The 24710-nt window shown below is 72.0% G+C and carries 26 protein-coding genes; 8 read left to right on the top strand and 18 right to left on the bottom strand.

What is annotated here, in order from left to right:
- Positions 1-24: 24 nt before the first annotated feature.
- A complete protein-coding gene (locus tag D7D94_RS11145; protein WP_156242673.1) occupies positions 25-177 on the top strand; it encodes a hypothetical protein in 153 nt (50 codons plus the stop codon).
- A gap of 26 nt (positions 178-203) precedes the next feature.
- Here the strand turns inward: D7D94_RS11145 and D7D94_RS11140 are convergent, their stop codons facing one another.
- Together D7D94_RS11140 and D7D94_RS11135 are read right to left on the bottom strand one after the other, a co-directional pair.
- Positions 204-647, bottom strand: a complete 444-nt coding sequence (locus D7D94_RS11140) for a hypothetical protein (RefSeq protein WP_156242672.1) — start codon at positions 645-647, stop codon at positions 204-206.
- 130 nt (positions 648-777) lie between these two features.
- Complete coding sequence (locus tag D7D94_RS11135) at positions 778-2001, bottom strand: ATP-binding protein (RefSeq protein ID WP_156242671.1); 1224 nt, start codon at positions 1999-2001, stop codon at positions 778-780.
- A gap of 95 nt (positions 2002-2096) precedes the next feature.
- On the opposite strand from D7D94_RS11135, the gene D7D94_RS11130 reads away from it, so the two are divergent.
- Positions 2097-2771, top strand: a complete 675-nt coding sequence (locus tag D7D94_RS11130; protein ID WP_156242670.1) for a hypothetical protein — start codon at positions 2097-2099, stop codon at positions 2769-2771.
- Positions 2772-2784: 13 nt separating this feature from the next.
- On the opposite strand, the gene D7D94_RS11125 is transcribed toward D7D94_RS11130, so the two are convergent.
- From D7D94_RS11125 to D7D94_RS11090, 8 genes are all read right to left on the bottom strand, one after another.
- Entirely contained in the window at positions 2785-3174 is a 390-nt protein-coding gene (locus D7D94_RS11125) for a DUF4913 domain-containing protein (protein WP_156242669.1), read from the bottom strand.
- Positions 3171-4967, bottom strand: coding sequence for a type IV secretory system conjugative DNA transfer family protein (locus D7D94_RS11120; protein ID WP_156242668.1), 1797 nt, complete (start codon positions 4965-4967; stop codon positions 3171-3173). The genes D7D94_RS11125 and D7D94_RS11120 overlap by 4 nt, the downstream gene beginning before the upstream one ends.
- Positions 4964-6439 (bottom strand): ATP/GTP-binding protein, encoded by a 1476-nt coding sequence (locus tag D7D94_RS11115; RefSeq protein WP_216648718.1) that lies wholly within the window; start codon positions 6437-6439, stop codon positions 4964-4966. Before D7D94_RS11115 ends, D7D94_RS11120 begins: the two co-directional genes overlap by 4 nt.
- A 122-nt stretch (positions 6440-6561) precedes the next feature.
- Entirely contained in the window at positions 6562-8073 is a 1512-nt protein-coding gene (locus tag D7D94_RS11110; RefSeq protein ID WP_173024306.1) for an SCO6880 family protein, read from the bottom strand.
- The gene (locus D7D94_RS14530) at positions 8060-9916 is read right to left on the bottom strand and encodes a TrbL/VirB6 family protein (protein ID WP_156242666.1); all 1857 of its coding nucleotides are present in this window, start codon (positions 9914-9916) and stop codon (positions 8060-8062) included. Before D7D94_RS14530 ends, D7D94_RS11110 begins: the two co-directional genes overlap by 14 nt.
- A gap of 6 nt (positions 9917-9922) precedes the next feature.
- Entirely contained in the window at positions 9923-10678 is a 756-nt protein-coding gene (locus tag D7D94_RS11100; protein WP_156242665.1) for a DUF8175 domain-containg protein, read from the bottom strand.
- A 13-nt stretch (positions 10679-10691) separates the two neighbouring features.
- A complete protein-coding gene (locus D7D94_RS11095; protein WP_156242664.1) occupies positions 10692-10994 on the bottom strand; it encodes a hypothetical protein in 303 nt (100 codons plus the stop codon).
- Positions 10991-11623 carry a DUF6668 family protein gene (locus D7D94_RS11090; RefSeq protein ID WP_156242663.1) on the bottom strand — a complete coding sequence of 211 codons (633 nt, stop codon included), beginning with the start codon at positions 11621-11623 and terminating at the stop codon, positions 10991-10993. The genes D7D94_RS11095 and D7D94_RS11090 overlap by 4 nt, the downstream gene beginning before the upstream one ends.
- 172 nt (positions 11624-11795) lie before the next feature.
- On the opposite strand from D7D94_RS11090, the gene D7D94_RS11085 reads away from it, so the two are divergent.
- From D7D94_RS11085 to D7D94_RS11070, 4 genes are all read left to right on the top strand, one after another.
- Positions 11796-12041 (top strand): helix-turn-helix domain-containing protein, encoded by a 246-nt coding sequence (locus tag D7D94_RS11085; protein ID WP_246171777.1) that lies wholly within the window; start codon positions 11796-11798, stop codon positions 12039-12041.
- Positions 12042-12162: 121 nt separating this feature from the next.
- The gene (locus D7D94_RS11080; RefSeq protein WP_156242661.1) at positions 12163-12585 is read left to right on the top strand and encodes a hypothetical protein; all 423 of its coding nucleotides are present in this window, start codon (positions 12163-12165) and stop codon (positions 12583-12585) included.
- 3 nt (positions 12586-12588) lie between these two features.
- Positions 12589-13647: a M23 family metallopeptidase gene (locus D7D94_RS11075; protein WP_156242660.1), complete on the top strand. Its 1059-nt coding sequence runs from the start codon at positions 12589-12591 to the stop codon at positions 13645-13647.
- Between the two features lie 10 nt (positions 13648-13657).
- Positions 13658-15085 (top strand): MinD/ParA family ATP-binding protein, encoded by a 1428-nt coding sequence (locus D7D94_RS11070; protein WP_156242659.1) that lies wholly within the window; start codon positions 13658-13660, stop codon positions 15083-15085.
- A 92-nt stretch (positions 15086-15177) separates the two neighbouring features.
- Here the strand turns inward: D7D94_RS11070 and D7D94_RS11065 are convergent, their stop codons facing one another.
- From D7D94_RS11065 to D7D94_RS11045, 5 genes are read right to left on the bottom strand one after another with little or no spacing between them, the layout of a single operon-like run.
- Complete coding sequence (locus tag D7D94_RS11065) at positions 15178-15996, bottom strand: ABC transporter ATP-binding protein (RefSeq protein WP_156242658.1); 819 nt, start codon at positions 15994-15996, stop codon at positions 15178-15180.
- 14 nt (positions 15997-16010) lie between these two features.
- Positions 16011-16886, bottom strand: a complete 876-nt coding sequence (locus D7D94_RS11060) for an ABC transporter permease (RefSeq protein WP_156242657.1) — start codon at positions 16884-16886, stop codon at positions 16011-16013.
- A gap of 24 nt (positions 16887-16910) precedes the next feature.
- Entirely contained in the window at positions 16911-17867 is a 957-nt protein-coding gene (locus D7D94_RS11055; protein ID WP_156242656.1) for an ABC transporter substrate-binding protein, read from the bottom strand.
- 39 nt (positions 17868-17906) lie between these two features.
- Positions 17907-19616 (bottom strand): allophanate hydrolase, encoded by a 1710-nt coding sequence (gene atzF, locus D7D94_RS11050; RefSeq protein ID WP_156242655.1) that lies wholly within the window; start codon positions 19614-19616, stop codon positions 17907-17909.
- 20 nt (positions 19617-19636) lie between these two features.
- Complete coding sequence (locus D7D94_RS11045) at positions 19637-20347, bottom strand: GntR family transcriptional regulator (protein ID WP_156242654.1); 711 nt, start codon at positions 20345-20347, stop codon at positions 19637-19639.
- Positions 20348-20581: 234 nt separating this feature from the next.
- Between D7D94_RS11045 and D7D94_RS11040 the strand changes: the two genes are divergently transcribed.
- On the top strand, positions 20582-21478 hold the full coding sequence (locus D7D94_RS11040; protein WP_156242653.1) for a carbohydrate kinase family protein: 897 nt from the start codon (positions 20582-20584) through the stop codon (positions 21476-21478).
- A gap of 24 nt (positions 21479-21502) precedes the next feature.
- On the opposite strand, the gene D7D94_RS11035 is transcribed toward D7D94_RS11040, so the two are convergent.
- From D7D94_RS11035 to D7D94_RS11025, 3 genes are all read right to left on the bottom strand, one after another.
- Positions 21503-22480, bottom strand: a complete 978-nt coding sequence (locus D7D94_RS11035) for an SRPBCC family protein (protein ID WP_156242652.1) — start codon at positions 22478-22480, stop codon at positions 21503-21505.
- A 44-nt stretch (positions 22481-22524) separates the two neighbouring features.
- The gene (locus D7D94_RS11030) at positions 22525-22866 is read right to left on the bottom strand and encodes an ArsR/SmtB family transcription factor (RefSeq protein WP_156242651.1); all 342 of its coding nucleotides are present in this window, start codon (positions 22864-22866) and stop codon (positions 22525-22527) included.
- 65 nt (positions 22867-22931) lie between these two features.
- The gene (locus tag D7D94_RS11025; RefSeq protein WP_173024305.1) at positions 22932-23741 is read right to left on the bottom strand and encodes an ATP-binding protein; all 810 of its coding nucleotides are present in this window, start codon (positions 23739-23741) and stop codon (positions 22932-22934) included.
- Between the two features lie 105 nt (positions 23742-23846).
- Between D7D94_RS11025 and D7D94_RS11020 the strand changes: the two genes are divergently transcribed.
- Positions 23847-24710 carry a serine hydrolase domain-containing protein gene (locus D7D94_RS11020; RefSeq protein ID WP_156242649.1) on the top strand — a complete coding sequence of 288 codons (864 nt, stop codon included), beginning with the start codon at positions 23847-23849 and terminating at the stop codon, positions 24708-24710.

Genomic DNA, 24710 nt, shown 5'->3' with positions numbered 1-24710 from the left:
TGCCCCCTCGTCTCGGTCGCGCTCATGGACCAGGCGTCCCCGTCATCGACGGTCGACGCGGCCGCAAACCACTACGGGGATGACGTAGCCGTCGTCGAGTACCCGTTCAACGAGCACGTAGGCGACGGGCTGCAGTGGCGACGCCAGGCCGAGTGGCTGTCGGCGCTGCTGAGGTAGCGCCCGCAGGTCGTCGCGGCCCGGGCTCAGCGCAGCGCGGCGGCGACGACCGCGGCGAGCGCGAGTGCTTCGTCGAGGTAAGGCACCTCGAGCGAGACCTCGTCGAGGTTCTCGACCTCACCTGCCGTGGCGAGGCGCAGGCGCATGCGCTGCAGGTCGGTCTCCTGCTCCAGCGCGGTCAGCATGTCGTACCGCACGAACGCGTTCGACGCGATCGGCGAGGTGTACGCCCGAGCGCGCAGCCCGGCAGGCAGACGCGATGCGTGCCGCTCCAGCATCTCGAGGGCAGCGCCCACCGCCTCGCGCTGATCGATGAGCTGAAGCAGCCGGAACCGGATCACCCCGAGCACGGCGTTGCGGCCATCCTGCTCGATGAACTCGTCCCCGCGCCCGTCGAGGCGTCTGGTCGCTCCGAGTAGACGGTCGCGCAGCCGCTCGAAGTCGCCGGCTTCCGCAGTCGGTTCTGTCATCGGTGGTGCGCGCTCTCCTGGGTGCGCTGGGCCGGTTGAGCAGCGCAAGATATCGGGCAGTCAGCCCACCCTATTGGTCCTGGCTCTGTAAGTGCTCCCAGCAGGGCCATGCAGACCCGGCGAACGGGTGTCAGCGCTCGATCTCCCCGACACGATGACGCGCGGCCCGAGGACCGCTGCCGGCGCCCAGGGCAGGCGTCGACGGTCCGGCACCCAGGGCCGGCCGCCCCGGGAACGACGCGCCGCGGAGGCCCGGAAGCGCATCCCGCTGCAGGTGCTCGCGCAGGTACGGCATGGTGAAGTCGACCGCGCCGTGGCCGACGGGCCCGATGATCTCGGCGTCGATGAGGCGGATCCGGTACTGGCTGGCGTAGTTCGCGTCGACGCCGAGGCGCTGCGCGATGTCGCCCATGCGGCTCGGCCCCTGCGGGTCCTGCGCCATGGCGGCGAGGAACGAGCGGTCGGTCGCCGACAGGTCGGCCAGGGCCGGCTCGTGCACGAGCTGACCCATCTTCCGGTGCGCCCGGTCGACGCCCCGCTGCGCATGCTCGACGCCGATCTGCTCGCTGTCACGCGCCGCCCGCCACGTCTCGAGGCCCACGAGCTGCACCATGAACGGGTAGCCCTGGGTGCCCTCGACGGCGACGTCCAGCGCCTCCGGTGTGATCGTCCGGCCCGCGTCGACGATCGGCACCTGCAGCGCGGTGCGCACGTCGTCCGCTTCGATCCCGCCGAGATGGCGCCGATCCGCGCGCCGGAGGAACATGGCCGACTGGTCGGAGGCGAGGAGGTCCCGCATCGACGAGGGCAGGCCGGCGCCGACGAAGGCGACGTTCCGGTCCTCCCGACGCAGATGCTGGATGGTCGACCCGAGGATCTCGAGGTCCTCATTGCGGTGGATCTCGTCGAGGCTGATGAGCACCCCGACCTCGGGGTCGATCGCGTCGAGGAGCTGGTTCATGCGGTGGCGGAGGTTCGCCGCTGGCTCGTTGAGCTCGGTGACGGTGCGCTGGGCGCCGAACCCGCTCATCGTGAGGCTCGTGATCCGCGACCGCGTCTGGTTCGGCTCGATCGTGCGCAGGAGATTCGGGATCTCGGTGTTCGCGAGCCGGTCGACGACATCCTTCCCCGCCGTCTCGGAGAGGACGAGCCATCCCTCGCTCTTGGCGACATCCTCGTACGCGTTGAGCATGACGGTCTTGCCCGTGCCGCGCAGGCCGGTGACGAGCGTGATGCGCTCGGGGGCGCCGACGCCCTCCTGGAGCCCCGCCCGGAAGTCGTCGATCTCGTCCTGCCTGCCGACGAGCAGCGGCGGCGTGACGCCGAAGGTGGGGGTGAAGGGGTTCGTGGCCATGGTTCGTTCCTTCCGCTCTCGAGGAGCCTAGCGCCTGATGTTCTAGACGTCTTTAGTTCTTTTAGATATGAAGGGAGAGACGGGAGGAGTCGAGGATGGTCGAGGAGACGGACGGGATCGCCGAGGCACTCGAGGGCGAGATGCATCGGGCCCTCGCCGCGGGCGGGCGCATCGGCTCGGCGATCGCCCGGGCTCGCGAGGAAGCGCGCCGGCGGGCGCTGGCCGCGGCCGATCGGATGGACGGCGCCGCCGAGCGGATGGACACCGAAGAGCGGATGGCCGTGACCGCCAAGCGCGCCCGTGCGGCCGAGGCGGAGGCCGAGGCGCGGCGCGCGTTCGCGCATGCCGACCAGGAGGATGCGCGAGCGGATGCTGCTCGCGCGTCCGCACGACACGATCCGGATCCGTGCGAGCGGGCGCGCGCAGAGGTCGAGGCCGAGGAGCGCGCCGACGCCGCGGCGGCGGAGCGGGCGGACGGCCGGACGCAGCACGCGGACGCCGAGCGGCGCCGGGACGCGGCCCGCGACCTGGAGGCGCGGGGCGGCCCGAGCGGACGGGGCGGAGCGAAGGGCGCCGAGGCGAGCGACCTGCCCGCTCAGCACTTCGGAGCGAAGCGCCTCGACCCCTCCGTCGCCGCCACGCGTGCGCGAGCGGGCGCGAGCCAGGCGCAGCCCGCCACCGCGGCGGTGGCACGGAAGGCCGCTGCTCCCGCGGCGCGGGTGAAGGCTACCCGCGGCATCACGGCGCAGCGCTCCGGCCCCGCGCGCTGAGCCGACCCGCCCGTCAGTCCCGCGCGTCGGGGAACATCCCCGGTGGCGGCGCGACGTACGGCAGGGGCTCGCCCTTGCGGCTGAGGTTCTCGTCGCCCTCCGTCGCGAGCGCGAACGGCCCATCCGGGTCCATGAGCATCGGCAGGTGGTGGTCGGCGTGGTCGCGCCACCAGACGCTCATGCCGGTGGCAGGGTCGAGGCGCAGGTGCTCCCACGCCCGCCACAGCGCCTCGAGCCGGATGACGGCCTCGTCGTGCTCCCACCAGCGTCCCGCCCAGCAGCGATTGCGGCCGTCGATGCGGCGCTTGTAGACGTGGCGCAGGTACTCCCGCACGAACTCGTCGACCGACCCGAAGAAGAGCTCCGGCTCCGCTTCGGTCACCGCCTGGCCCTGCTCGGTCATCGCGTCTCCCCCGTTCCGATGGTCGCCTGCACGGTGGCCAGCTCGTCCTGCGCCTCCTGGATGGTCCGCTCGGCCTGCGGGTCGTGCGCGGCGATCGAGGCGGTCACGGCCTCGGCGTGCGGTCCGACCATCCATGGCACGGTGCGGATGAGCGTGGGCCGCGAACCCGATGCGAGCACGACCGCACGCCCCTTGGGGAGGGCGGCGAGGTCGGCGACGTCGAGGATGCGCTCACGGTGCAGCTGCTGCGACACGGTGCGCTGGCCGCGACCCTGCGACGTCGACGACGACAGGCGGTCGTAGTCGCCGATCATCTTCGAGAGGTCCTCGAGGAAGGCGGCTTCGCTCACGCCGCCGCCGTAGATCTTCACGTTCGAGGCGCTCCAGAGCTTCTTCATGCCCGACTCGCCCCACACCTCCACACCCTGCGACCAGCTCTGCAGCACCGTGTCGAGCACGATCCCGCGCGAGCCGTAGTGCGAGTAGAGGTTCGGCAGCTCGCGCCATCGGCAGACATTGGCTGCCTCGTCGAGCACGCCGACGAGCGGCGTCGCGAGGCGGCCGCCGGACGAGCGCGCGGCGAGCTCCTCCGCGGCCTCGACGACAGCGACGGTCAGCGCCGTCACGAGCGGGCCGGCGGTGCCGCGGCCCTCCTTCGAGAGCGAGTACAGCGTGCCGCCGTCCGCGCGGACGAACGCCTCCGGGTCGAACTGCGGGCGGTCATCCCCCGCGCCCTGCCACGTCACCCATGCGGCGACCTGACGGTTCGTGAGGCACGACGCCATCTGCTGCGCGGTGCCGAACACCCCACCGCGCTGCTTGTCCGGCGCCGAGACGACGCCCGCGACCTGGTCGGCGGTGAGCGCGAAGCCGTGGTCTCGCAGGATGTCGACGGCCGTCTCGTCCGTCGGCCGCGTCAGCCACGTGTAGACGTCGGTGATCTTCCGGCCGTCGAGGGCGGCGGCGAGCAGGAGCCCGGCGAGGAGGTCCTGGCCGGCGGGGTCGAAGTAGGCGTCCGTCCGCGCGCCCGGGTCGCGCGAGCCCGCGGCGAAGTGCTCTGCGAGCTTCGCCGCACGCACCTCGTCGGTCACGTACGACAGCGGGTTCCACCACCAGCTCGCGGGCTCGAGCGCGATGCCCTGCGGGTCGAACACCCACACCGGCCCGCGCGTCGCACGCACGTCGCGCGTCTGGTCGACGACGTCGCGCTTGTTCGACGTCGCGAGCACGGCGCCGGGCGCCTCGAGGATCTCCGGCACGACCATCGAGGTCGTCTTGCCCGTGCGCGGACCGGCGATCGTGATGCGCATGTCCTCCCACGAGCTGAGGAGCTTCTGCCGCGTGGACACCGTGATGCCGATCGGGAGGCCCGGCGCGTCGGCGACGCCGAGGCGCTGCGCGGTCTGCGCGACGGCCTTCCGCGACTGGCCCTCGACCTCCCGGCCGCGTCCCATGTAGGTGGCGGCGCGGTCGACGCGGGTCCGGTCGCGGCGTCGCCGCCGCAGCGCCACCGCGATGAGGATGGCCAGGACGAGGAGCACGACGGCGAACGCGGCGAGGACGGCCCAGCCCGCGGCTCCCGGCCACTCGACATCGCCGCCGAACAGGCCGAAGAGCAGCTCGAACGGGTCGGCGGGGACCTCGGCTCCGGTGCCTGCCAGCCGGCTCCCGAGGTGCACGGCGAGGTAGACGCCGCCGACGACGACGAGCACGACGACGATGGCCACCCACAGCAGGATCACCTCGCCCGACAGTCCGCCCGGGTCGCGGCGGCGGTTGCTCGGGGTGCTCATGCGCCCGCGCCCTCCCGGGCGCGACGGGAGCGTCGGCCGACGCGCGAGCGGTCGTGCCAGAGCTTGTTCGTGTCGTTGATCGACAGCTCCGTCGCTGTCAGCTGCACGCTCACGGGGATGCCCGGGCGCCCGCCCACCTTGACGAGGAACTTCCCGCGCCCCGGCGGCTCGGCCTCGCGCCCGGTGGAGGGATCCCACGCGGGCGGGTCCTGCCATCCGATGAGCAGCTCCTGCTCGGCCTGCGAGAACGGCACGGCCGCGGTGAGCTGCGGCATCTCCGCCGACGGGAGCCCGCCGCAGATGACCATCCCCGAGCGCTCGACGAAGCCGCGCGCCTTCATGCGGTCCTCCTCGGTGGGAAGGGCGAGGAGGTCGCTCATGGTGTGCGAGATCATGGCCATCCCGACGCCGCGCTGACGGTTGAGGCGGGTGAGGGCGTCGACCCGGTCGACCATGCCGCGCCCCGCGCGGAGCGCCCGCCACAGCTCGTCGAGGATGACGAAGTAGTGGCGCCGGGGCTCGAGGCCGGCGTCGGCGAGCGCGTTGGCGACGTTGACCGTGCCGAAGCCCGCCGACCAGCAGGCGAGCAGTGTCGCCGCCTGCAGCTCCATCTCGGAGTCGTCGATCGCCGAGACGTCGTAGACGACCGGCGCGTCGCGGCGCATGGGGTTCGTGGTGTGCCGGGCGAAGGTCTCGCCCAGCCGCCCGCCGCCGACGAGGCCGATGAGCGAGGCCTCGAGGTTCTCGGTGATGCTCTTGTAGCGCTTGTCGTCGCCGCGATCGAGCGCGACCGCGCGCACCTCCGCCGGCCCCTCCTGGATGACCCGCAGCAGGTCGCCGAGCACGGGCACGCCGTCGTGGTTCTGGTCGAGCCACTTCAGCGCCCGGTCGATGATCGTCTCCTCGCGGTCGGTCGGCGGGGCCGAGCGGAGGATGGTCAGGAGCGCGGACACCATCGTCTGCCGACGGCCGTGCGCGTCGGCGAGGACCTGCGCGGCCTCCTTCTCGAAGCCCGCGTCGAGCAGCCTCGTGGCGGCCTCGGTCGCCTCGCCGGGATCGAGGATGTTGAGGTATCCGCGGCCGCGGCCGAGCGTGATGACCTGGCCGCCGAGGGCCTCGATCAGGTCGACGTAGTCCGGCTTCAGGTCGCCGAGGACGAGGGGCATCACGCCGTAGCCGGCGAGCCCCGTGGCCATCCGCCGCACGATCGTCGACTTGCCGAGGCCGGGCTTGCCGAGCACGAACGCCGACGGGTTGCTGATGAGCTTGGCGCGCTGGAACCACGAGATCGGATCGCAGCAGAGCGTCGCCCCGGTGTGGATGTGGCGCCCGAGCGGCACCCCCACCATGGGCGTGCCGGCGCCGATCGCGAACGGCCACATGCCGCAGACCTGCACGGTCGTGCCGCGCCACTCGTCGGCCTGCTGCACGTAGTTGGACCCGCCGCGGCCGCGGCCGAGCCATCCGCGCATCGCGGGGCGCAGGGGGCGCAGCTCCTTCGGCGCCTTCTCCGCCTTGTCGGGCTTCTGCGCTTTCTGGGGCTTCGCGGCCTTCCGTGGCTTCTCCACGCGCTCGTCCCGCGCACGCCGGGCGCTCACAGCTTCTCCCGGAGCTCCGCCGGAACCTTGATGTGCTTGGGCAGCACGAGGCCGAGCGGCAGGGCGGCGGCGAACGCCGAGTCCTGCGAGCCGTAGACCGGGCGCAGGCGCAGGCGGGCCGTCGCCCCGAGGTTGTCGATGGCCGCGCGGGCGTCGGCCTCCTTCGACAGGTCGGCGACGGTGGCGGTGACGAGGATGCCGAACTGCACGAGGCCCGCGCCCGACGCCTCCTCGCTCGCTGTCGCCTGCGCCGCGCGCACGGCGAGGCTGTCGCGCGCGGCGGGCTTGCTCGTCGAGGTCACGCGGAACTCCGCCGCGCGCAGGTCGGCCTCGACAATGGCCGCCGCGCGGGCCGCGTCGATGGGGCGATAGAGCAGCGTCACGCGCTTGCGGGCGATGTCGCGGTGCGGGGCGAGGAGGCGGGCGAGCACGCCCGACTGCACGTTGCCGCGGGGCGCGGACGTCATCGCCCACGTGACCGAGTACGCCGAGTCGTGGCGGTACCCGCCCCACGAGGCCTGCGCGGCCGAGGGCCCGACATCCGGCCAGGTGAGCTCGGGCGTCTCGCCCGCGGCGTGCGCCTCGTCGATGAGGAGGGCGGCGGCGGGGTCGTAGGCGATGCGGATGGCCTCGCAGAGCTCCTGCGCCGACAGCGGATGCGCGGCCCCCGCGCCGGTCGCCTGCAGACCTGCCGTGAGACCGGGCAGGCGCGCGGCGAGCTCGCGGCCCATGTCATCGGGCGTGCGCTTCTTCCCGCCCGCGCGCGGCGCGGCCGTGAAGGTGACCGCGACGTACGCCTTCACGGTGGAGGAGCCCGCCGGATAGCGGCCGACGACCTCCGCCAGCATCTCGCGCGCGAACGCGGGGGCGTCGTCGTCCACGTTCATCTCGACCTCGCGGCGCAGGCGCGTGCCCGAGTCCGGCGCGGTCTCGATGGTGACCGAGGCGGCCTCGACGCCCGGCTCGTCCCCGAGGTTCGCCAGCCAGTGGCCCCAGTCGGCCACCCACACGTCGATCTGCTCCTGGTCGACGAGCGCCGCGCCATCCGGCTCGGTGCCGATGACGACCGAGTACGAGCCGGTGGCGGGTGTGTAGAGCAGCGCGAAGGGGCGGCCGTAGCTGTCGGTGTGCTCCGACAGGCGGGTGGGGGCCGCGAGGCCCGGCAGCTGGTAGGTGCCCCACAGGGCGCGGCCGAGCGGGCCCGAGCGGTAGAGGTGCGTGCCGCGCGAGCGCGCCGACCACCACGCGACGCGGGCGCCGGCGCGGCTGATGACGTTCTTGCCGTGCGAGTCCTTCGTGAGCACGGCGAGCATCACGCCGCCGAGGACGGCCGCGAGGATCACCGCCTCGAGGAGGCCCGCGACCATGACGGCGATGACCACGGCGATGAGCCCTCCGAGGAGGAGGGCCGTGCCGACCGAGCCCAGCCCCAGGATGCCCGGCGACGTCGGGCGCCGCCAGTTGCCGTAGGTGCGCGGACCCCGCGCGTTCATGTCAACGGCTGCCATCGGGGCCGCCTCCTTCACCTGTCGCCTGCTCTCCCAGGGCCTGCGCCGCGGCTGCGGCGGCCTGCCCGGCCTTCTTGCCCGCGTCGAGCGCCGCGCCCGCGGCGGCGCCCGCGACGATGCCGACCGGTCCCGCCGCGGCTCCCGCCGCCGCTCCTCCTGCGGCACCACCGGCGGCCGCGCCTCCCGCGGCAGCACCTCCCGCGGCACCTCCGGCAGCACCACCGGCCGCACCGCCACCCGCGGCCGCGCCACCGCCGGCACCGGACGCCGCGGCCGCACCGCCGCCTCCGCCACCGGGAGCCGCGCCTCCAGCCGCGGACGCACCACGCCCGCCGCCGCTCGCGCCGCCGCCGGACGATCCACCGCCGCCCGAAGATCCGCCGCTCGACCCGCCGCCGCCCGACGACCCGCCGCCGGAGGGACGCCCCGCGCCGGTGCTCGTCTGCTGCGGCCCGGCCGCCTGCGCGGCCTGCCCCGCCGAGCCGTTCGAGCCCGAGCTGCTCGAGCCCTGGCCGCCGGTCGGGCCCTGCGCACCCTGCTGCCCGTTCTGCCCTGAGGGTCCCGAGCTCCCGGTGCGGCCGCCCCCGCCGCTGCCGCTGCCGGAGGCGAGGCGGCCGGCCGCGGCGGCCCCGCTCGGCAGGGAGGCGAGGGCGCCGACGGCGAGCGCGCCGCCGGCGCCGCCGCCCGCGAGCCCCGCCACCATCGGCGTGACGAACCGCATGAGCGCGGGCAGCGCGAACAGGGCGATGATCATGAGCATGAGGCCGGTGAGCACGGCGAGAAGGCCGGAGCCGTCATCGCGGAAGACGTTCGTCCCGGCGAGCTGGAAGGCCGCGGCGTAGACGATGGCGGCAGCCGGCTTGTAGAGGATGAATGCGACCAGCCACGCGATGCACTTCTTGAACCACGACTTGCCCATCTCGGTGTTCGTGAACGACGCCGAGAGCGGGAGGATCCCCGTGAGGATGACGAGCATGCCGCCCCGGGCGACCATGAGCACGATCTGGATGGCCGCGCCGATGATGGCGATGAGCCCGAGGATGATGATGAGGAGCGCGCTGAGGCCGCCGGCTCCCGCGTTCGTGGTGAGCGCGAGCAGCAGCAGCATGTTCTCGCCGAAGCACGCCGAATCCCGGGTGACCGACGCGTCGCAGGTGAGCGAGCCGTCGATGATCCACACTGCGAACGAGTCAGCGGCGGCGACCAGCAGGCCGACGACGGTGACGCCCGCACCCGCGACGACCACCAGGGTGAGCAGGCTCTTCACCGTCTCGCGACCCGGCTCTCCGCGCTGCTCCCAGGCCATCCGGGCTCCCCCGATGATGACCGACACCACGGCGGCCGCGCCCATGTACCACCACAGGCCCGACTGCAGGTACCCCACGGCGCCGCTGGCGTTGCTCGGCCCCGACGGCATGAGCCCGGTCACGAGCGCGCTGGCGCCGGAGATGAGGACGACCGCGCCGAGGATGAGGCCCACGCGGCCGAGCGAGGCGATGCCCTCACCCGCGCGCATCCGCAGCGCGAGGAGAGCCCCGAGGAGGAACAGCGACAGCAGCGCCACGGCGAGGCTGATCCAGGTGACGTAGCCGAGGACCGTGGTGATGTTGCCGGCGTCAGGCGCAGCGCTGCCCGGAGCGAGCGAAGACCCCTCGCCCGACCCGGTGAGGTTCGGCGTGCCGATGTTGATCCAGATCGTCCCGAGCGAGGCGATGGCCTGTCCGAAGCTCTGCTTCACCGCCTCCGCCATGTTCTCGATGGCATCGCCGACGGCCGACTCGAGCCAGTCACCCGCCCAGCACGTCGGGTCGATCAGGCCGCACCCGTCCTCCTTCTCCGCCATCCGCGCTCATTCCTCCCAGGCGACGTATCCCGCGGCGTCGGGGATCTGCGCGATGCGCAGCGGATTGCTCGCATCCGTCGGGAGGAGCTTCCAGTCGCCCGCCTCCCACACGAGGTCGTAGACCGCGGACCCGTACACCGTGTCGCCGCCGCCGACCGCCTGCAAGGCCATGTCGATGCGCGCGGTGTCGCCGTCGTACGCGAGCACGCGGAAGCCGGCGATGCCCACGCGCGTGTCCGACGAGGCGCCCGACGACACATCGCTCACCAGCTCCTCGCGGTTCGGAGCGTCGGCGGACAGGAAGTACTCGATCCACGCCGCAGACGTCTCCGGCGACGACGCCTGCACGACCGCGTTCCCGGCGGCGAACAGGGCGCCCTCCACGGAGTGCTGGAAGCAGAAGCGCACGCCATCGGGCGAGGTCTCGGCCGGTCCGAATGCCGGCGACGTCGGGTAGGCCATGACGTCCTGGTACTCCCACGCGGTCTCGGGCGCCGTGTTGAGGCTGCCCGAGCGCTCCTCGCCGGGCAGCCCGCACACGCTCGCCGTCTCCGCGTCGGCACTGGGCTCAGCAGACGGCGCCGCGCTGGGTGCGGTGCTCGGAGCGGACGTCGGCGAGGCGTCGGGTTCGGGGTCGTCGCGTGTGGCGTTGACGATCCCGAGGACGACGCCGGCGACGACGATCAGAGCCACGACGACGGCCGCCACGACGAATCCGGGGCGCGAGAAGGCGCTGCGCTCCTCGTTGTCCTGACTGGTCACGTGCGGCCTCCGATCAGGTGGCGAGGAAGCCGATGAGCGCGGCGGCCGCGGAGATCACGATGACGCCGGCCAGGGCCATCCCGATCTTGCCGACGTGCTCGCCACCCTCGCCGCGGCGGGAGTTGATGGCCATGAGCGCGCCCGCGGCGAACAGGCCGAGGATGCAGACGGCCAGCGCCACCCACTTCGCCCAGCCCATCACGGTGTTGAAGCCCTCGGTGCCGGGAGGCTGCACCGGGTCGGGGTTGGGGATCCCGAGGGGGACCGCGGTGAGGAGGTCGCTTCCCGTCGCGAGGACGGTTGCCAGCATGCTCATCGATTTTCCTTTCGGTGGGCGGTGCCGTCGGCACCAGGTCGAAGCAGGGCGTTCAGGTCGTCGACGAGGCGCCGCACCTCGCGCGGGGCCTCGGGAAGGGAAGGAGGCTCCCCCAGGCGCCAGGAGTCGATCCACGGCACCGTCCAGGTGTGCGGGACGCCGCCGCCGACGAGCTGCGTCATGTCGCGCAGCGGCCTCGGCAGTCGCCCGGGAGCGTCGGCCACGAGGACGAGGCCCAGCACCTCCACGTGCGGCACGAGCCCCGCTGCCCACTGGGTGGCAGCGGCCTGCGCCGCGCGCAGGCCACGCATATGCGTGCGCGCGACGAGCACCACGCGCGTCGGCGCGTCACCGGGCGGCTCGGGCCAGGCGTGCTCCGCGGCGGGCCAGTCGGGCACGAGGGTGGAGAGGGTCGACTCCCCCGATCCGCCGTGCGCGCCGACCCACCAGAGGTCGGCGGCCTGCGGCAGCGGACGGGTCGGCAGGCGGTCAGCGGGGTCGGGAGCAGGCACGCCGCGCTGCGGCACCGACGGACCCGTCGGCCGCTTCGCCGCGCTCTCGCTCGCCGCGGGCACGGGCACCGCCGGCTCGACAGGTCGCGAGAGCCAGGGATTGCTGCCATCTGACACGACGTCACCCTCCCCCTCAGAATGGTGTCCGTAGTTTTCTACACCACAACCTAGACGCGGGGGTAAACAGGAGCAAGAGAAGGCGGAAGCGTATGCTTTCGAATGAAGGATGGCGACACAATGGGACGGCGTATAGATTCGGCCCATGCGGACCGGGGCGCAGGTGATTCCGATGACTGATGCACTCGACACCCTCTTCGAGGGGCGTCGGCCCACGCTCACCGCTCCCGAGGTCGCCGAGCTCCTCGGGATGACGAAGCAGGGCGTCTACCACTGGCTCCGTGACGGCACGATACCGGGCTACAAGGTCGGCTCGACGTGGTTCATCATCACCGCCGAGCTGAAGGACACGCTCCGCAAGGGCGCGAACGCCCCGCGCGGCGGAGTCATGCCGCCGGTCGTCGAGGAGCAGGACTGACCATGCGCACACGGATGGCCGCCGCCGCCATGGCGGCCGTGCTCCTCGTCACCGGGTGCACCGTGTCGCGTGAGGAGCCGCCCGCCGCTGTCCCCCGGCGACCTCCTCCGGCAGCCCCGCCGTGCCGGAGAGTGTCCGCTCGCTCACCCCCGCGCCCTCCGACGCGGTGCCCGACGACGGCGTCGAACCCGGACGCCACGAGGCCCCCGAGTGGGACGAGGCGTCGCGTCAGGCCGTCGTCGACGCCGCGGTGGCGGCCATGACCGCCTTCGCCCGGCCATCTCTCGATGCGGACGCCTGGTGGGAGGGCGTGGAGCCGCTTCTCACCGCGGATGCGGCCCAGGACTACGCATACGTCGACCCCGCCAACGTCCCCGCGTCCGCCGTCACCGGACCGGCCGTCATCGTCGACGACACCAGCGCCTACCTCGCGCACGTCGAGGTTCCCACGGACGCGGGCGCCTATACGCTCATCCTGTCGCGCGAGGACGCCGGCTCCCCCTGGCTCGTCAGCCGCTTCACGCCCCCCGAGGGGGCGAGCTAGCCGATGTCCGAGCGCAAGTCGGGGTCGCTGGTCGCGATCGCGGCCGTGCCGCTGCTCATCCTCGGCACGGTCTTCGGCATCGTCCTGCTCGGATCCGACGAGGGCTCGGCGACGCAGTGCAACCCGGAATCCGACCCGGGCACGAGCATCACCATCGACCCCGACGACGTGCCCGACACCGAGATCGCCGGCTACGGCGGTGAGCAGCTCGTCAACGCCGCCTACGTCATGCAGGCGGGCAAAGACCTCGGACTCGGCGTGCGCGATCAGACCATCGGCGTGATGACGGCGATGGGCGAGTCGAGCCTCACCGTCATCGACTACGGCGACCTCGCCGGGCCCGACTCGCGAGGCCTCTTCCAGCAGCGGGACAACGGAGCGTGGGGCTCCTACGCCGACCGCATGGACCCCTACATCTCGTCGACGAGCTTCTTCCGCGTGCTGATGACGATCGAGGACCGCGACAACCTGCCGCCGACGATCGCCGCCCACCGCGTGCAGCGCAACGCCGACCCATACCACTACGAGAAGTACTGGGATGGCGCCGTCGCCATCGTGGAGGGCCTCTCGGGTGTCGACACCGGTCTCGCCCCGGGCAACGGGGGCAACACCTGCGCGGGTGGCGAGACCACGCCCGGCGAGGTGAACCCGCAGGGATGGGCGTCGCCCGACGCCGGTCCCGTGACCAGCCCCTTCGGGTACCGCATCCACCCGATCACCGGCGAGCGCAAGTTCCACTACGGCATCGACCTCGCCGCGGGCTGTGGCGCCCCGATATGGTCCGTCAACGACGGCGTCGTCGTCGAGCGCGGTTTCGATTCCGGCGGCAACGGGTATCTCAGAATCGACCACGGTGGCGGCATCGTCACCCGCTACCTGCACATGTACGACAACGGCATGTTCGTCGACGTGGGCGACGAGGTGAAGGGCGGTCAGCAGATCGCCGAGGAGGGATCGAGTGGTCAGTCCACCGGATGCCACCTGCACTTCGAGGTGCTCGTCGACGGGGAGAACGTCGATCCCGCGGACTTCATGGCCGAGGTCGGCATCACGCTCGGATAGAAGGAGAAGCATGAGCAGCACGAGCACAGAGGTGGCCACCTGGCCGCGCGTCACGGCGACCCTGCACCCCGACGGCACGGGTGAGGTCGTCATCGGCGGCACGAGCTACCCGGTCTCGGGCGCCGACCTCGCCGCCGCGCGGACGCAGACCGTGACGATCGTCGCGGATAAGGCCGCACAGCTCGCCCGCCCCGTGCGCGCGTTCATGGTGGACCCCGACGGGGAGTGGCCGCTCATCATCCACCCCGACGGCTCGACCGAGGTGGACGACAATCCGCCGCCGCGCGAGCCCGCCGCGCGCCCGGCGCCGGTCGTGCCGGAGCCGGAACCCGCGCCCGCGCCGGAGCCCGAACCGGAGCCTGCGCCGGAGCCCGAACCGGAGCCTGCGCCGGAGCCCGAACCGGAGCCCGCACTGCGCGCACAGGGATGGGCCCGCACCGCCGAGGAGCAGGCTGTCGAGAAGGCGCACACGTCCACCGCGGCCGCGCAGCCCGAGACCGCCGCGGCCGTCCGCCGCCGCGACCTGCGTCGCTCGTTCCTGACCATCGAGCAGGTCGAGAAGCCCGCGACCCAGGGATGGCGGGGCGCCGCCACCCGCGCCGGAATGCGGATGGCGCCGAGCGCGGCCGAGCGCGAGGAGCGCGCCGACATCGCCGCGGTGTCCCAGCACTGGCCGGGCCCGCGCACCGTCGCAATCGTCAACGCCAAGGGCGGCGCGTCGAAGACGCCCACGACCATCCTGCTGTCGGCGACCTTCGCGCGGAACGGCGGGGCGGGCGTGCTCGCCTGGGACAACAACCAGACCCGCGGCACGCTCGGATGGCGCACCGAGCAGGGGCCGCACGACGCGACGCTCCTCGAGCTGCTGCCGCAGACGCGGCACCTGCTGAGCACCTCGGCGCAGTCGGCCGACCTCGCCAGCTATGTTCACCACCAGAGCGCCGACCGCTTCGACGTGCTGCGGTCGAAGCCCGCCGTGCTCGCGACGCAGCAGCGCATCACCGCGGAGGACGTCGACGCCATCCACGCCGTCGCCGCCAAGTACTACCGGCTCATCATCATCGACTCCGGCAACGATGAGACCGACCCGCTGTGGCTGCGGATGATCGACCACACCGATCAGATCGTGCTCGCCACCACGACGCGGGCCGACCACGCGGAGGCCGGAGCGCTCCTCCTCGAGAGCCTCTCCGACCGCGACGAGCGCTCCGCGCAGCTCGCGGCGAACGCCGTCGCCGTCGTCAGCCAGGCCGACCCGAAGGCGACCGCCGCGGACGTGGCCCGAGTCGCCGACGGCTACCGCACCTTCGTGCGCGAGGCGGTGACCATCCCGCACGACCCGGCGATGGTCGACGGCCTGGTGAGCTACGACTCCCTCCGGCCGATCACGCAGCGGGCCTGGCTCGCCGCAGGGGCTGCGGTCGCTCGAGGCCTCTGACTCCGACCGTTCGCCAGTGCGGGCGACCCGCTATCCGGGCGGAAAGCGAGTCGCCCGCACTGGCGAATGAGGGGGATGGCAGGAACCGCGCGTCAGCCGGCGACGGGCTCCAGCCGCCGGTCGTTCCCCGCGTGCACGAGCGCGTCGATGCGGCGCTCGTAGGCGGTGAACTCCGGCGAGGTGGGGTCGCGGTCGGCCCCCAGCCGGATGTCGACGATCTCCCGCACATGACCCGAGATGCCATGCGCGGTGCCGCCGGCCATGACCACGACGCGGTCGCCGAGGTAGACGGCCTCCTCGATGCTGTGCGTGACGAACAGGATGGTCGTGCCTGCGAGCCGCTGGATGCGCTGGAGCTCATGCTGCATATCCGTGCGGGTGAGCGCGTCCAGCGCGCCGAACGGCTCGTCCATGAGCATCACCGACGGCCGGTTGGCGAGCAGTCGCGCGATGGCCACGCGCTGCTGCATGCCGCCCGACAGCTGGTGCGGGAACGACGCCGCCACGCGGGCGAGGCCCACCGCGGCGAGCGCCTGCGCGGTGCGCTCCCGCACCTCGGCCTTCGGCAGCCGCGCCTGCTTCGGCCCGTACGCGATGTTCTCGGTGACCGTGAGCCACGGGAAGAGGCCGTAGTCCTGGAAGACGACGCCGCGATCAGGGCCGGCGCCCGCGACGTCCTTCCCTGCGACCCGCAGCGCGCCATCCGTCACGGTCTCGAAGCCCGCGACCATCCGCAGGACGGTGGACTTGCCGCACCCGGAGGCCCCGACGATGCAGACCACCTCGCCGGCGGCGACCGTGAGGTCCACGCCCTCGACGGCCGCGATCGGCGAGCCGGGGTACCTCTTGCCGAGGCCGTCCATCACGATGTCGGCCGGGGCTCCCGCGGTGGGGGCGTCGTTCTCGGTCATGTGCGTTCCCTTCATCAGGTCTGGATGGGGCGTCGCCCGAAGGCGACGGCGAAGACGAGCGAGAGGAGACGGTCGGCGACGAACCCGGCGAGGCCGATCACGACCATCCCCACGATGATGAGGTCGGTCCGCGACTGCTCCCGTGCCTGGGTGATCAGGGCGCCGAGGCCGGTGTTGATGCCGACGGTCTCGCCGACGACGAGGATCACCCACGCCAGGCCCATTGCGATGCGCATACCGGCGATGATCTGCGGCGCCGCGGCGGGCAGCACCACCTTCGCCAGGGCCTGCAGCGGCGGGGTGCCGAGCATGGCCGCGGCCTCGAACAGGCGCGTCGGCACCTGCTTCACACCGCTGATCGTGTTGAGCAGCACGGGGAACACCGCCGCGAGGAAGACGAGGAACACCGTCGAGCGGTCGCCGAACCCGATGAGGAGGAGCGCCAGCGGCGCCCATGCCGTCACCGGGATGGGGCGGACGAGGTTCACGGTTGGCTCGAGCATCCGGAACAGCAGCTTCGAGCGTCCCATGAGCACCCCGAGTGGCACGCCGACCGCGACCGCCAGGAGGAAGCCCTGCAGCACCCGCAGGGCGGAGGCTCCGAGGTGGCCCCAGAGCGTTCCGCTGTACGAGTCGTCGTAGATGCCGCCGACCGCGAAGTCCACCAGCCGCAGACCCACCTCCGCCGGCGTGGGCAGGAACGCCATCTTGATGTCGAACGGCAGCACCCATCCGCTGACGGCGCCGAGGTGCCATCCGATGAGGATAAGGATCGGGACGGGCAGCGCGACCGCCCACGTCCATGAGAGACGGGGTCGCTTGCGCAGGCGAGCGGATGGCGCGGGTGGCGCCGAGCGGTCGGGCGCGAGCGCCTCCAGGGTGACGGTCATCGAAGTCTCCCTCGGGTCTCGGGGTCAGGACGCCGACGCGGCGTCGACGAAGGTGGTGTCGACGAGGAGCGAGGGGTCGATCTCGGATGCGATCTGGTCGAAGGCGAACATCTCGGCGCCCATCGCCTCGAGGGTCGCGACGTAGGCGTCGTCGAGCTCCCAGCGCGCCCAGGTGTTGTCGATGGCCGTCTGCGTGACCTCCGGGTCGAGCGCGAACTCCTTCTCGAGACCATCCGCCCACGCCTCGGTGTCGGCGCTCATCTCCTCGATGGCGGCGACGTGCGTGTCGACGACGTCCTGCACGAGCTCGGGGTCGCTCTCGATAAGCGAGTTGCTCGTGGCCAGCACGATGTTGGTCTTGCCGATCGGGGTGTCGTATGCCGAGAGCAGCTCGTGCGCACCGCCGACGATCGCGATCGACGGACCGGTCTCAGCGGAGATGAAGGCGTCGATCTGACCCGATTCGTAGGCGCCTGCCATGTCGGCGAACGGGAGGTTGACGAGCTCGACGTCGGCTGCGGGGTCGATGCCCTCGGCCTCGAGCGTGCGCTTGAGAAGGATCTCCTGCGTGGCGCCCATGGGGAAGCCGACCTTCTTGCCCTTGAGGTCGTCCGCCGTCTCGATGTCGGGGGAGGCGACGATGCGTGTGCCGCCGTCCGCTGCTGAGGCGACGACGCGGACGTCCTGCTCCTCGGCGACGCCCGAGATGACGGATGCCGCGCCCGTCACGCCGAAGTCGATGGAGCCGGACACGATCGCGTTCTTGATGTCGCTCGACGTGTCGAACAGCACGATCTCGAACTCGAGCCCGTCTGCCGCGACGTCCTCGTAGAAGTAGGGGCTGAAGAGGTGTGGCTGGCTGCGCAACGTGCCGATGGTGATGGTGTCGCCCTCGGCGGAGGCCTCGGCCGGAGCGCAGCCGGCGATGAGGGTGACCGCGGCGAGAGCACCGGTCAGGGCGAGGGGCTGGGTGACGTTCATGGGGTTCTCCTCGTGCTCGGGTGGTCAGTGCTCGGGTGGTCAGACGGAGGCGACGGCACGGTAGGCGCGCCAGCCGCCGAGATCGGTGATGTCGCGCTCCTCGCCGACGACCGACGCGGTGAATCCGAGGACGACGCTGCCGTCGGAGAGTTCGATGTGCCCGAGGGCGAGCGGAGGGGCGATGGTCCCCAGCAGCTGCGCGACCGCGAGCGGAGAGAGGCGCCACAGCTCGCCCGGCAGTTCTGCGCCGTCCGCTGACCGGATGACCGCGGGGCGGTCCACCTCCCCCTCGACCAGGAGCATGCGGAACGTCGGAGCGGTCACGACATCGCGGACGAAGCGCGCGCCGAGCGCCTGGAGCTGGCCGTTGAGCGGCTCGCCTCGAAGGTGCGCGCCGAACACCGCGACATCCACGCCGCCCGAGAACGCGAGCGGCTCCCCCGGGTCCTCAGCGCAGAAGCGCGCAGCGAGGTCGGCCGCGACCTGGTCGTGGAAGGCCGGCGTGACGAACGAGACGCCGAACTCGCCCTCGCCGGGCACGGTCTCCGCATGCACCGCCACAGCGGCCAGGTCCATGAGATTCACGAAGTTCGTGAACGTGCCGACCGTGCGGTTGACGCCGAGGGGATCCGCGGCGAGCTCGTCGTGACGGGGGTGGATGGGCGCGGTCGGGATGAGGAGCGCGTCGACGGCGTCGATGCGACGCCGCGCCTCGGCGGTCAGCGCGAGGAGCGTCTGCTGCGCGTCGATGACGCTCACCCCGTCGACCGCCATGGCACCGGCTGCGATCGTTGCGACGGAGGGGTCGGCACCTTCGGGGTGCGCGGCGAGGAACGCACCGAACGACCAGCCTCGTTCGGCGACGAGTCCGCCGTCGTACAGCAGCTGCGCGGCCTCGAGGAAGGGAGCGAAGTCGATGGTCTGCACCTCGGCGCCGAACTCCTCGGCACGACGCACGGCACCGGCGAAGGCCTCGCGCATGGCGGGTGACAGCGACACGAGCGACGCGTCGTCAGGGATGGCGACCCGCGGGCGCACGGGCGCCGCCTGCGGCACGTCCGCCGGGCACGAGCGGCTGTGCGGGTCGAGGTCGGAGACGCCTGCCGCGATGTCGAGCACCTTCGTGGCGAGGGCGACGTCCGGCGCGAAGATCGACACGGTGTCGTACGAGGGCGACGCCGGCAGCACGCCGTCGAGCGGCAGGAGACCGAGGGTCGGCTTCAGTCCGACCACGCGGTTGTAGGCGCCGGGCACACGCCCCGACCCTGCCGTGTCGGTGCCCAGGGCGAAGTCGACGATGCGCCATCCGGTCGCCGCCCCGGAACCCGAGCTCGACCCGCCCGAGACGCGGTCCGCGTCGTGCGCGCTGGACACTGCGCCGTACGGGCTGCGCGCGCCCACGAGACCCGTCGCGAACTGGTCCATGTTCGTCTTGCCGACGAGCACGGCGCCCGCGTCGAGAAGACGCTGGACGACGGTCGCGGTGCGCTCGGGGATGTGCGAGAAGGCCGGGTGGGCGGCGGTCGTCGGGAGCCCCGCGACGTCGATGTTGTCCTTGGCCGCGAACACGTAGCCGGCGAGCGGCAGGGTCTCGCCCGCCTCGGTGCGGCGCCGGACGTCCGCGACGTCGGCGGCCACGTCCTGCTCATCGCGCAGGGTGATCCAGATCTCCGCGGGGGCCGAGCGGATGGCGTCGAAGAGCCGGGCGACGGCCGCGACGGGCGCGAGGTGGGAGCTGAGGACGGGCATGGTGTTCTCCGTTTCCGCGATCACGACATCTGCGCGATCTGCATGGCGCGCGCGGCACGCGCCTCGACGATGGACTGGGACAGGCCGACGTGCTTGCGCAGGGCGTCGCGGGCCTCACGCAGACGCCCGCGCAGGGTGAGGTCGAGGATCTCCAGGTGCTCGGTGACCGTGGCGTCGACGCGATCCTGAGTGAGGTAGTCGTGCATGCGGATGGGCCGGATCCGACGGTTCACCTGCTGCAGCGACTGCACGAGCTGCGCATTGCCGGCCGCGCGCAGCAGCTCGACGTGGAACTGCTCGTCGGCGTCGACGAAGCCCGGGTCGGGCTCGACCCGGCGTGCGCCGCGCTCCAGCCACAGCGTCATCTCGCGCTCGAGCACCGGGCGCGAGTGTCCGACGGTCGGGTCGGCGATGGCGCGGTCGATGCCGTGGGATTCGAGCAGGATCCGCAGCTCGTAGAGCTCGGTGAACTCCTCGAGCGTGGGGATGTAGCGGTACAGCGCGCCGCCGCGATTGATCAGCAGGCCGTCGCCCTCGAGCCGTGCGAGCGCGTCGCGCACCGGCGTGCGGGAGACCGCGAAGCGCTCGGCGACGTACTCCTCGGTGAACCGCTGAAAGGGCGACACGGCCGTGGTGAGCAGCTCGGTCCGCAGCGCCTCGTACACGCGGCGGCGAGCGGGAACGCGGGCACCGCGAGGGCCCGCCGACTCTGTGCTCGTGAACGTATCCATTGCTGGACATCGTGCGGGGCACATGTTTCCGGCATGTTGTGGGGTCGTCGCGACCGCGTGAACATCGCCGCGCGTGCCGCGAGCCGGCGGACATCACTTCCGAAGCGGCCGAGGGCTGACGAGTAGCATCGAGGGAAGTCACAGCAGACCAGAAGCTCCATCCCCGGCGCCTCGTCACCGCGCTGACGCACTGACCCCCTCCGCACCATCCCGCGCGTATCGCTTGGAGAACTCATGACCTCGCCTTCGCAGACCGACGTCCTCGTCATCGGCGAGGCCCTCATCGACATCGTGACCGCGGCGGAGGGATCGGAGGAGCACGTCGGCGGGAGCCCTGCCAACGTCGCGCTCGGACTCGGCCGTCTCGGCGTCGACGTCGCGCTCCTGACCCGCATCGGCAACGACGAGCGCGGCGCGCGCATCGCCGCTCGCCTTGGCGACTCGGGCGTGCAGGTCCTGCCCGAGTCCGTCTTCCCGGCGGCCACGTCGACCGCCACCGCGCGCATCGGCGCCGACGGCAGCGCGACCTACGCATTCGACATCGACTGGTCACTGCCGGAGAGCGCCGCCCCGGCTGCGCAGGTCGTGCACACCGGCTCGATCGCCGCCTTCCTCGAGCCCGGCGCGACCTCCGTGCTCGCGATCCTGCGCGCGAGCGACGCCGAGGAGATCACGTTCGACCCGAACATCCGCCCCGCGCTGGTCGGCGAGCGTCCGACCGCACTGGCCCGCTTCGAGGAGATCGCCGCGGAATGCACCGTCGTGAAGATGAGCGACGAGGACGCGGCCTGGCTGTTCCCCAACACTCCGGTCGATGAGGTCGCGCAGCGGGTACTCGCGCTCGGCCCGCGGATGGTCGCGGTCACGCTCGGCGGGGACGGCGCGCTGCTCGCGACCGCCGAGCACGTCGTCCGCATCCCTCCCGTGCGGGTCGACGTCGTCGACACGATCGGGGCCGGGGACACGTTCATGGCCTCGCTGATCCGCTCGCTCGTCGAGACCGGCAGCCGCGACCTCGACGAGGCCGCGATCGCCTCGATCGGGCGCGCCGCCGCGGCTGCGGCTGCCGTCACGGTCTCGCGCGCGGGGGCCGATCTGCCGTGGGCACGGGAGCTCGCCGCCCGCGACTGACCGGCAGCTCGCGTGCCCCGGGCATCACGCCAGCACGAGCGCCTCCATCCGCGCGTACGAGGCCTCCATGCCGTCGACCATGCCGGTCTCGAGGATCATGTCGCGCGTCGCCGCATCGGGATACTCGATGAGCTGCGTGAGCAGGGTGACGCCGTCCTCCTCGTAGAGCGAGAGGTCGTTGATCGTCGTCGGGCCATCCGGCATGCCGATCATGCGCTCGGTCGTCACCGCGCGGCGGCCCGGCTCGACGTGCAGCACCTCGCCCTCGAAGCCGAAGCGCTCGCCCTCGACGCCGGGGGCGGGCTCCCACTCGTACCGGTACGTGCCGCCGACCTCGGTGGACGTCTCGCAGACCGGCATCGTCCAGCCATCCGGACCGAGCAGCCACTTCTGCATCAGCTCGGGCTCGAAGTGCGCGCGCCACACCAGCTCACGCGGACCGCGGATGACCCGGGTGATGCGCACGTGCTGATCGTCGAGGATCTCGAGCTCCGCGCCCCGGCTTTGCGCGTACTCGCGCAGATCCCGCAGCACGATATCGAGCTGATTGACCCCCATCGTCAGGCCCTCGATCATGCCCATGGCGGTCAGCTGCTCGAGAGCCTCCACCGAGGTGAAGTGGGTGGTGCTTGTGACGCGGCCACCGCCATCCGTGCCGGTGAAGGCGAACTCGGTTCGCGACGCGGGCATGTCCATCGCGTCGCCCGAGTCGTCGACGAAGGTGTCGATGACCTCGAAGGAGCTGGGGTCCGACACCTTCGTGAACTCCCACCGTCCGCGCGAGACCTCGCCGCGCGGGCTGGTCATCGCGTAGTCGGCGATGCCGCCGGGGCGGAGGTCGAACGCGCCGAACGTGGCGGGGTATCCGGGAGGACCCCAGAACCGCTCGAGCTGACGCGGGTCGGTGAAGGCCTTCCAGAGGCGCTCGGGGCCGACCGGGAAGTCGGCGACCAGCGTGACGGTGAGCGCGTGGGGGTCGCTCACGACGGAGGTGACAGGCATGGCATTTCTCCTTTGAAAGCGGATGCCGCGGCATCCTCTGCGAATCAGGTGTCGTCTTCGGCGAGCAGCTCGTCGAGGCGGTCGATGCGCGATCGCCAGAGCTGTTCGTACTCGGTGAGGAGACGCTGCGCCTTCGCGATCGTCTCCGGGTCGGCGCGCACGAGGCGCTCCCTTCCTTCGGCCCGCTTCACGATGAGTTCAGCGGCTTCGAGCACCGCCACGTGCTTCTGCACGGCGGCGAAGCTCATCTCGTATCCGGCGGCGAGGGCCGAGACCGACTGCTCGCCGTCGAGGGTGCGTCGCAGGATGTCGCGGCGCGTCGCGTCGCCGAGTGCCCGGAAGATCCGGTCCACCTCGGCTTCGTGTGAATCACTTCGTGCAACCATTTGGTTGTACGTTAGGGCGTTGTGCGGGCGGCGTCAAGGGGCCGAGCGCCGGCCCTTCCGACTCGTCAGCCGCGGCTGCTGCTCGTCGCGGGGAAGAGATCGGCCAGAGCGGGCTCGTGCACGAGCTCGCCGATCCTGCGCTGCGCCGTCGCCACGCCCTGCTGCGCGTGCTCGGCGGTGATCTCGTTGTCGTCTCGAGACGCCTGCCACGTCTCGAATCCGACGAGTTGCACCATGAGCGGATACCCGCGAGTGCCCTCCACGGCGATGTCGAGGGCATCGGAGGCGATGCCGCGTCCGGCGTCGAGGATGGGCACCTCCAGCGCCGCGCGCACCTCGTCGGCCTCCAGCATGCCGAGGTGGCGACGGTCGGCACGCCGCAGGTACGTCGTCGGCCGATCTGCGGAGAGGACCGTCTGCACGGACGAGGGCAGACCCGCGCCGACAAAGGCGACGTTCCGCTCCTCGCGACGCAGATGCTGCACGGTGTGGCTCAGCAGCTCGAAGTCCTCGGTGCCGCGGATCTCGTCGATGCTGATCAGCACGCCGTCCTCGGGCTCGATCGCGTCGAGCAGCTGGTTCATGCGGTATCGGAAGTCCGGTCGCGGCTCATGCTGCTCGTCGATCTCGGCCAGCAGCCCGGGGACGGCCGTCTTCGTGAGCCGGTCGATCATCCCGGGCTCGGCCGTCTCGGAGATCACCAGCCACCCCTCGCTGCGCGCGACGTCCTCGTACGCGGTGAGGAGGACGGTCTTGCCGGTGCCTCGCATGCCGGTCAGCAGCGTCATGCGCTCGGGGGCGCCGATGCCCTCCTGCAGAGCGAACCGGAAGTCGTCGATCTCGTCCTGTCGGCCGACCAGGAGAGGGGGCGTCACGCCGAATGTCGGAGTGAACGGATTGGATGGCATCCTGGGCAGCCCCTTTCGCGCGGTTCGGCCGAAGCTTAGTTGCAGATCACGCTGGGCTGGGACACTGGCTGTATGAACCGCGCGCAGATCGCCCTCGACCGCCTCGTCCGCGGGATCGAGGCCGAAGGGCTCGGAGCGGATGGGGCGCACGTCCTCATCGGAGACAACGCGGCCGCGCACCGCTGGACCCCCGATGTCCGCATCGACATCCAGTCCGTCGCGAAGGGCGTCTGCGTGCTCGCGGCCGGCATCGCCGCCGACGAGGGCGCCTTCGACCTCGACGCCCCGGTGGCCGCATACCTTCCGGACTTCGAGCTCGGCGCGGGCGTCGACGCCGTCACGACGCGGCACCTGCTGCGGATGTCGAGCGGCATCGACCTGCCGTGGTCGGAGACGATGTTCGAGGACTGGCCCGACCTCGCCCGAGAGTTCCTCGGCCGACCGTCGCGCGGCCGCGTCTTCCAGTACTCGAACGCCAGCACGTACACGGCGATGCGCGCGCTCGGCTCCGTCGTCGGCGACGTGCACGCCTACCTCGAGCCGCGCCTCTTCGCACGGCTCGGCATCGCCGACGCGGAATGGGACCGATGCCCACTCGGGTTCATCCGCGCGGGCGGCGGCCTGCACCTGACGATGGACGAGATGGCGCGCCTCGGGCGCCTCATCCGCGACCGGGGCGAGTGGGATGGCCGCGCCCTCGTCTCGAGCGGATGGATCGATGCCATGCACTCCGACTGGGTCGAGCGCGATGCCGGCCCCGGATACGAGCGCTACGCGCTGGCCGGATGGGGCGGGCCGTATGATGCGTGGCGCCTCCACGGCGCGTACGGGCAACTCCTCGTCTTCCGCGGCGACGCCGTCGTCACCCTCACCGCCCACGATCACATCGGCGGCGACCGGATGGCCGCGCTCGCGGTGGGGTCTTTGGCAGACTGA

Source organism: Microbacterium oryzae, assembly GCF_009735645.1.
GTDB classification, from domain to species: domain Bacteria; phylum Actinomycetota; class Actinomycetes; order Actinomycetales; family Microbacteriaceae; genus Microbacterium; species Microbacterium oryzae.
The sequence above is the reverse complement of the archived record's forward strand: the minus strand, read 5'-3'. Positions and strand labels throughout refer to the sequence as shown.

Excerpts from the sequence above, each read along its gene's own strand:
- D7D94_RS11145 (WP_156242673.1), top strand. The coding sequence starts at position 25 with ATGGACCAGGCGTCCCCGTCATCGACGGTCGACGCGGCCGCAAACCAC.
- D7D94_RS11140 (WP_156242672.1), bottom strand. The coding sequence starts at position 647 with ATGACAGAACCGACTGCGGAAGCCGGCGACTTCGAGCGGCTGCGCGAC.
- D7D94_RS11135 (WP_156242671.1), bottom strand. The coding sequence starts at position 2,001 with ATGGCCACGAACCCCTTCACCCCCACCTTCGGCGTCACGCCGCCGCTG.
- D7D94_RS11130 (WP_156242670.1), top strand. The coding sequence starts at position 2,097 with ATGGTCGAGGAGACGGACGGGATCGCCGAGGCACTCGAGGGCGAGATG.
- D7D94_RS11125 (WP_156242669.1), bottom strand. The coding sequence starts at position 3,174 with ATGACCGAGCAGGGCCAGGCGGTGACCGAAGCGGAGCCGGAGCTCTTC.
- D7D94_RS11120 (WP_156242668.1), bottom strand. The coding sequence starts at position 4,967 with ATGAGCACCCCGAGCAACCGCCGCCGCGACCCGGGCGGACTGTCGGGC.
- D7D94_RS11115 (WP_216648718.1), bottom strand. The coding sequence starts at position 6,439 with ATGCGCGGATGGCTCGGCCGCGGCCGCGGCGGGTCCAACTACGTGCAG.
- D7D94_RS11110 (WP_173024306.1), bottom strand. The coding sequence starts at position 8,073 with ATGGCAGCCGTTGACATGAACGCGCGGGGTCCGCGCACCTACGGCAAC.
- D7D94_RS14530 (WP_156242666.1), bottom strand. The coding sequence starts at position 9,916 with ATGGCGGAGAAGGAGGACGGGTGCGGCCTGATCGACCCGACGTGCTGG.
- D7D94_RS11095 (WP_156242664.1), bottom strand. The coding sequence starts at position 10,994 with ATGAGCATGCTGGCAACCGTCCTCGCGACGGGAAGCGACCTCCTCACC.
- D7D94_RS11085 (WP_246171777.1), top strand. The coding sequence starts at position 11,796 with ATGACTGATGCACTCGACACCCTCTTCGAGGGGCGTCGGCCCACGCTC.
- D7D94_RS11075 (WP_156242660.1), top strand. The coding sequence starts at position 12,589 with ATGTCCGAGCGCAAGTCGGGGTCGCTGGTCGCGATCGCGGCCGTGCCG.
- D7D94_RS11070 (WP_156242659.1), top strand. The coding sequence starts at position 13,658 with ATGAGCAGCACGAGCACAGAGGTGGCCACCTGGCCGCGCGTCACGGCG.
- D7D94_RS11065 (WP_156242658.1), bottom strand. The coding sequence starts at position 15,996 with ATGACCGAGAACGACGCCCCCACCGCGGGAGCCCCGGCCGACATCGTG.
- D7D94_RS11060 (WP_156242657.1), bottom strand. The coding sequence starts at position 16,886 with ATGACCGTCACCCTGGAGGCGCTCGCGCCCGACCGCTCGGCGCCACCC.
- D7D94_RS11055 (WP_156242656.1), bottom strand. The coding sequence starts at position 17,867 with ATGAACGTCACCCAGCCCCTCGCCCTGACCGGTGCTCTCGCCGCGGTC.
- atzF (WP_156242655.1), bottom strand. The coding sequence starts at position 19,616 with ATGCCCGTCCTCAGCTCCCACCTCGCGCCCGTCGCGGCCGTCGCCCGG.
- D7D94_RS11045 (WP_156242654.1), bottom strand. The coding sequence starts at position 20,347 with ATGGATACGTTCACGAGCACAGAGTCGGCGGGCCCTCGCGGTGCCCGC.
- D7D94_RS11040 (WP_156242653.1), top strand. The coding sequence starts at position 20,582 with ATGACCTCGCCTTCGCAGACCGACGTCCTCGTCATCGGCGAGGCCCTC.
- D7D94_RS11035 (WP_156242652.1), bottom strand. The coding sequence starts at position 22,480 with ATGCCTGTCACCTCCGTCGTGAGCGACCCCCACGCGCTCACCGTCACG.
- D7D94_RS11030 (WP_156242651.1), bottom strand. The coding sequence starts at position 22,866 with ATGGTTGCACGAAGTGATTCACACGAAGCCGAGGTGGACCGGATCTTC.
- D7D94_RS11020 (WP_156242649.1), top strand. The coding sequence starts at position 23,847 with ATGAACCGCGCGCAGATCGCCCTCGACCGCCTCGTCCGCGGGATCGAG.